At 70.5% G+C, this 6,000-nt stretch carries 6 protein-coding genes and 1 pseudogene; 4 read left to right on the top strand and 3 right to left on the bottom strand.

Going from position 1 to position 6,000, the window contains the following annotated elements:
• Positions 1-113, top strand: a pseudogene (locus tag ACWD4J_RS42390) (IS481 family transposase); the annotation flags it as partial.
• Here ACWD4J_RS42390 and ACWD4J_RS42385 read toward each other — a convergent pair.
• The gene (locus tag ACWD4J_RS42385; RefSeq protein ID WP_451400895.1) at positions 110-712 is read right to left on the bottom strand and encodes a TIGR03086 family metal-binding protein; all 603 of its coding nucleotides are present in this window, start codon (positions 710-712) and stop codon (positions 110-112) included. The pseudogene ACWD4J_RS42390 and the gene ACWD4J_RS42385 overlap by 4 nt on opposite strands.
• A 134-nt stretch (positions 713-846) precedes the next feature.
• Between ACWD4J_RS42385 and ACWD4J_RS42380 the strand changes: the two genes are divergently transcribed.
• On the top strand, positions 847-1,671 hold the full coding sequence (locus ACWD4J_RS42380) for an AraC family transcriptional regulator (protein ID WP_451400894.1): 825 nt from the start codon (positions 847-849) through the stop codon (positions 1,669-1,671).
• Positions 1,672-1,725: 54 nt separating this feature from the next.
• On the opposite strand, the gene ACWD4J_RS42375 is transcribed toward ACWD4J_RS42380, so the two are convergent.
• The gene (locus ACWD4J_RS42375; RefSeq protein WP_451400893.1) at positions 1,726-2,226 is read right to left on the bottom strand and encodes a hypothetical protein; all 501 of its coding nucleotides are present in this window, start codon (positions 2,224-2,226) and stop codon (positions 1,726-1,728) included.
• Positions 2,227-2,490: 264 nt separating this feature from the next.
• Between ACWD4J_RS42375 and ACWD4J_RS42370 the strand changes: the two genes are divergently transcribed.
• Positions 2,491-3,261, top strand: a complete 771-nt coding sequence (locus ACWD4J_RS42370) for an SDR family NAD(P)-dependent oxidoreductase (RefSeq protein ID WP_451400892.1) — start codon at positions 2,491-2,493, stop codon at positions 3,259-3,261.
• Between the two features lie 232 nt (positions 3,262-3,493).
• The gene (locus ACWD4J_RS42365; RefSeq protein ID WP_451400891.1) at positions 3,494-4,648 is read left to right on the top strand and encodes a cytochrome P450; all 1,155 of its coding nucleotides are present in this window, start codon (positions 3,494-3,496) and stop codon (positions 4,646-4,648) included.
• A 45-nt stretch (positions 4,649-4,693) separates the two neighbouring features.
• On the opposite strand, the gene ACWD4J_RS42360 is transcribed toward ACWD4J_RS42365, so the two are convergent.
• Positions 4,694-5,887 carry an RtcB family protein gene (locus ACWD4J_RS42360; RefSeq protein WP_451400890.1) on the bottom strand — a complete coding sequence of 398 codons (1,194 nt, stop codon included), beginning with the start codon at positions 5,885-5,887 and terminating at the stop codon, positions 4,694-4,696.
• Positions 5,888-6,000 lie beyond the last annotated feature (113 nt).

Raw genomic sequence — 6,000 nt, 5'->3', positions numbered from 1 at the left:
GCGCAGCCCTCGACAGCTTCCTCCACGACTACAACTACCATCGCTGCCACACCGCACTCGGAGGCCAGCCGCCCATCACCCGAGTCAACAACCCTCCGGGGCAATACACCTAGGGCCTGCTCCAGCCCGGATCGCGCCCCGTCTCCCCCAGCAGCCGCTCGAAGTCGGAGGCCCCGTCCGGCACCGGCACCGGATCGCCGAAGAAGCCCATCTTCCGGGCCGTGGGCGCCATGTCGGCGACGGCATCGCCGAGCGTCTGCAGGACGCCGGTGGTCGCCGGGTCCGGGCGGTACTGCTGGCCGGTGGCGCGCGCCAGGTCCCAGACGTGCACGGTCAGGTCGAGCAGCACCATGCATCCGACGGTGCGCGCGGGAAGGCCCATCGCTCCCGTGGTGCCCTCCTCGGCGCCGGGCGCGGACCAGGCGGCCACCAGCCGCTCCGCCTCCTCGGCGAACCGCTCGCGCCAGTCGGCACCGGCGCCCACGTGGTCGGGAGTGTGGCTGAAGTCCGCGGGCTTCTTGGCCGCCAGCGCCTGGAACTGCACGACCACGTGGAAGATGTGGTCGACCAGCTGCCGGACGTCGTAGTCGGCGCAGGGGGTACTGGCCGTGAGCTGGTCGTCGGTGATGGCCCGGACGACCGGGACGGCTCGTTCGGCAGCGATGCCGAGGAGCTCGCCGACGGGGTCGCTGTCTGCAGACTTCTTGTCCATGTCACGGTCCATGGCGCTGTCCATGTCGCTGTCCATGTCGGTCATGAAGCGACCGTACGAGCGAGTCGGCAGGCGCGGCTTGAAGAAACGCGACAACAGCCCGCCGGGGCCGGGGCGCCACGTACCATCCGGCCATGGCCGCCACGCCACGCCGCGACACCCGGGGCATCGTCGACGCCTCTGGGCTGATGTCCCGCGTACGTTTCCGACGCCACCTCCCCGCCGAGCCGCTGCGCCCCTTCCTGGAGCACTACTGGCTGATCGACTGGGACCTTCCCGAGCCGTACGCCACGCACGTGGTGCCGCATCCGTCCGTGAACGTCGTCTTCCAGCGGTTCGCGGACCGCGCACCGTTCGGCGAGGTCTCGGGCATCGGGCTCGACCTGTTCAGCCAGAAGCTGGAGGGGCGGGGGCGGGTGTGCGGTGTGCAGTTCCGGCCCGGCGGTTTCCGGCCCTTCGCGCCGGAGCGGCCGGTGGCGGACTGGACAGGGCAGCGGCTCCCCCTCGAAGACGTGTTCACGCACGCCGAGGCGCTGGGCGGGGCCCCGGAAGCGGTCCTCTCGCCGGACGACGAGCACGCGCGCGTGGCCGCTCTCGACGCGTTCCTGCTGCGGCTCGGTCCGGTGCCCGACCCCCAGGCCGACCTCGCGATGGCCCTGGCCGACCGCATCCGCAGCGACCGCACGATCCGGCGCGTCTCCGCCTTCGCCCGGGCGGAGGGCCTGTCGGTACGGGCGCTGCAGCGGCTCTTCGCGGCGTACGTCGGCGTGGGACCGAAGTGGATCATCCTTCGGTACCGGATACACGAGGCCCTGGAACGGGCCGAGCCGGAGCAGGGCGGGCAGGCCGTGGACTGGGCCGCCCTCGCCGCGGACCTCGGCTACGCCGACCAGGCTCACCTCGTCCGCGACTTCACCGCGACGGTGGGGGTGCCGCCCACGGTGTACGCGCGGGGCTGACCGCTGACTCCGAAGGCGCATCCCGCAGGCCCAGCCCGCAGGCGCAGCAAGCGGTCAGAAGTAGTAGGAGTCCCCGGTGTCCAGCGCCAGCACCTTGTGCCGGTCGTTCTGCGGGTTCTTGTCCCGCGCTCCGCCGTTCCACACGGTGTCGATCTGCAGGGTCACCTCGGACGGCGCGCCCGCGAGACGCACCGAGATCGCCAGCCGCCGGCCCCAGCTTCCGGCCGCGAGCGCGCCCGTGCGGCACAGCACCGTACCGGCGCCGGCCCGCGTGCACTGGTCCGGCAGCTGCTGGGCGTCAGCCAGGGGCGACGACCAGCGCAGCCGGACGGTGGCGTCGGGCACGCCCGACGGGCCGCGGTTCTGGGGGGTCAGCCAGAGTCCGATCTGGCCGTGCACCAGGGCGACGTAGCCGTGGTAGGCCATGTCGGCCTCGGGCCCGCCGGCCACCGTGGGCCCGCCGGCCACCGTGGGGGCGGCCGTCGCGGGGGCGGCCAGTCCCATGACCATCACCGCACCGGCGCCTGCCGCGCCCAGTGCCCGCAAGATCCGCATTGCAGCTCCTCCGCCTCACACCCCGCCCGTGAATCATCCCGATATATGCCACGTACCGCCCCGGCCAGGCGCCGTCCAACAGGTGACGGCTCCGCTGTCGCGGGTTGTGCCCACGAGGGCCCACAACGAGTGCCCACAACGGGAGGCCCCTCTCCCCCGGCCCACGGAACGGACACCCGCACGGGCACTCTTCCAGCCCGCCTATCCTGACTGCCGGACCGATGTCCCAGGCAGCAGAGGCACCCGACGCCGAGGAGCAGCACCATGACCGCCGCGAACGCCGCCCCCCGCACCGCCGTCGTCACCGGCGCCAGCAGCGGAATCGGCGCCGCAACCGCCCGTCGACTGGCCGCGGCCGGCTTCCACGTCGTCCTCACCGCACGCCGCAAGGACCGCATCGAGACGCTGGCGGCCGAGCTCACCGAGGCCGGCCACCAGGCGACGGCGTACGCGCTGGACATCACGGACCGCGCGGCCGTGGACGCCTTCGCCGCGTCGCTCGACCACGTCGAGGTGCTGATCAACAACGCGGGCGGCGCACTCGGCGCCGACCCCGTCGCCACCGGCGACCCGGCCGAGTGGCGCCAGATGTACGAGACCAACGTCATCGGCACCCTCCACATCACCCAGGCCCTGCTGCCCGCCCTGGTCGCCAGCGGGGACGGCACGGTCGTCGTCCTGTCCTCCACCGCGGGCCACGGGACGTACGAGGGCGGTGCCGGCTACGTGGCAGCGAAGCACGCCGAACACGTGCTCGCCGAGACGCTCCGGCTGGAGATCGTCGGCCGGCCCGTCCGCGTCATCGAGATCGCGCCCGGCATGGTGAAGACCGACGAGTTCGCGGTGACCCGCTACCGCGGCGACGCCGACAAGGCCGCCAAGGTCTACGAGGGCGTGGCCGAGCCGCTCACCGCCGACGACGTCGCCGACACCATCACCTGGACGGTCACCCGCCCCAGCCACGTCAACGTCGACCTCCTGGTCCTCCGCCCGCGCGCCCAGGCGTCGAACACGAAGGTCCACCGGGAGCTGTGAGCCGGTAGTCCCACTACTCCCACCGGGCTACCCCCACCGGGTCAATCAGGGCGCCCGGAGGTGTCCCGGGCCAGGCAGGCGCGTACAAGGCATATACGGGGAAACGGCGAAGGCGGCTGTCTTCGGCCCGTCCGTGTGCGCGTCAGCCGCGCTCGTCGTCCTGGAACGGGAGTAGTACGCGATGACCGAAACCGGCAAAGCAATCAAATGTCCGTTCGACTACAGCGAAGGCATGGAGTTCGATCCCTCCCTCGCCGCGCTCATGGAGCGCGATTCCATCGCCCGTATCCGTCTGCCGTACGGCGAAGGCGATGCGTGGCTGGTCACCGGGTTCGACGACGTGCGGCAGGTGACCACCGACAACCGGTTCAGCCGCGCGGGGATCATGGGGCACGACTATCCGCGGCTGACGCCGGAGCCGATCGTCTCCCCGGAGTCGATCAACGTGATCGACCCGCCGCGCAGCAGCAGGCTGCGGCACCTGGCGTCACAGGCCTTCACCAACAAGCACGTGGAGCGGATGCGCCAGTCGATCCTGGGCCTCACCGACGCCCTGCTCGACGAGATGGCCCAGCAGGGCCCGCCGGCGGACCTGGTCCAGCATCTGTCGGACCGGCTCCCCCAGCACACCATCTGCGAGGTGCTCGGGATCGCCCACGAGGACCGGCCGCGGATGCAGGAGTACGCGCATCAGCTGCTCTCCACCGGCCCGGACAGCCGTGAGACGGCGGCGACCGCCAAGGCGGAGCTGCGGGAGTACTTCGGCAAGCTGGTCGCCGACCGGCGCAGGAAACCGGGCGACGACCTGATCAGCGCGCTGGCCGCGGCCAAGGACGGCGACGACGCACTCGACGACCAGGAACTGGCCGTCATGTGCCTGACGCTGATGCTCAGCGGGCACGACACGGCAACCTGCCAGATCAGCGACATCTCCTACCTCCTCCTGACCCGCCCGGAACTGATGGAGCAGCTCAGGAGCCGGCCGGACACCCTGACACCCGTCCTCGACGAGCTGCTGCGCTACATCCCGTTCCGCAAGGGGGTCGGCATTCCCCGGGTGGCGCTGGAGGACGTGGAGATGGGCGGCGTGCAGATCCGGAAGGGCGACTTCGTCCATGTGTCGTACCTGACGGCGAACCGCGACCCCAAGCGGTTCCCGGACCCCGACACCATCGACACGAACCGGCCCCCCACCCCGCACATGACCTTCGGCTGGGGCGGCCACCGGTGCATCGCCGCGCCGCTGGCGATGGCGGAGCTGGAGGTGGCCATCGGGCGGCTGGTGGAACGGTTCCCGGGGCTGCGGCTCGCGGTGCCCGCGGAGCAGGTGCGCTGGGACACGGAGACCATCCGGCGCTTCCCGCTCGAACTGCCCGTGGCCTGGTAGGGCGGCTGCCCGAGGGCTTCGGCCAAGCCTCGGCCCTCGGGCAGTTCACCCCTTCACACAGACGACCTGCTTCAGCTTCGCGACCACCTGCACCAGGTCCTGCTGCTGGTCGATCACCTGCTCGATCGGCTTGTACGCACCGGGGATCTCGTCCACCACGCCGGAGTCCTTACGGCACTCCACGCCCCGCGTCTGCTCCTCCAGGTCCTTCGTCGTGAAGCGCCGCTTGGCGGCGTTGCGGCTCATGCGCCGGCCCGCGCCGTGTGACGCCGAATTGAACGCCTTCTCGTTGCCGAGGCCCTTCACGATGTACGAACCGGTGCCCATCGAGCCCGGGATGATGCCGTACTCGCCGGAGCCCGCGCGGATCGCGCCCTTACGGGTCACCAGCAGGTCCATACCGTCGTACCGCTCCTCCGCCACGTAGTTGTGGTGGCAGGAGATCTCCGGCTCGAAGGTGACCTTCGCCTTCTTGAACTCCTTGCGGACGACGTCCTTCAGCAGCGCCATCATGATCGTGCGGTTGTACTTCGCATACTCCTGGGCCCAGAACAGGTCGTTGCGGTACGCCGCCATCTGCGGGGTGTCCGCGACGAAGACGGCGAGGTCGCGGTCGACCAGGCCCTGGTTGTGCGGCAGCTTCTGGGCCACGCCGATGTGGTGCTCGGCGAGTTCCTTGCCGATGTTCCGGGAACCGGAGTGGAGCATCAGCCACACGGCACCGTCCGTGTCCGTGCACACCTCCACAAAGTGGTTTCCGCTGCCGAGCGATCCCATCTGCTTGGTGGCCCGGTCCTGGCGGAAGTGAACCGCTTCGGCGACCGTGCCGAACCGCTTCCAGAAGTCGTCCCACCCCGCGGTGGCGAACCCGTGCAGCCGTCCGGGATCCACCGGGTCGTCATGCATGCCCCGGCCGACCGGAATCGCCTGCTCGATCTTCGACCGCAGCCGCGAGAGGTCACCCGGCAGGTCGCCCGCCGTCAGCGAGGTGCGGACCGCCGACATCCCGCAGCCGATGTCCACGCCGACCGCCGCCGGGCACACCGCGTCACGCATCGCGATGACCGAGCCGACCGTCGCGCCCTTGCCGTAGTGGACGTCCGGCATGACGGCGAGACCCTTGATCCACGGCAGCGTGGCGACGTTCTGGAGCTGCTGGAGTGCGCCGCCCTCGACCGAGGCCGGGTCGGTCCACATCCGGATGGGCACCTTCGCACCCGGCACCTCTACATACGACATATCGTCACCAGTCCCCCGTAGTTGAAAAAAGCGAAAGAAGCGAAAAAAGACCGTAATCGCAAATACCGGAGCCAAGGTCGACAAAAGGGATGCCGGACCGGCGTCCACGGCAG

This window comes from Streptomyces sp. NPDC002577 (genome assembly GCF_053594815.1).
The sequence above is the reverse complement of the archived record's forward strand: the minus strand, read 5'-3'. Positions and strand labels throughout refer to the sequence as shown.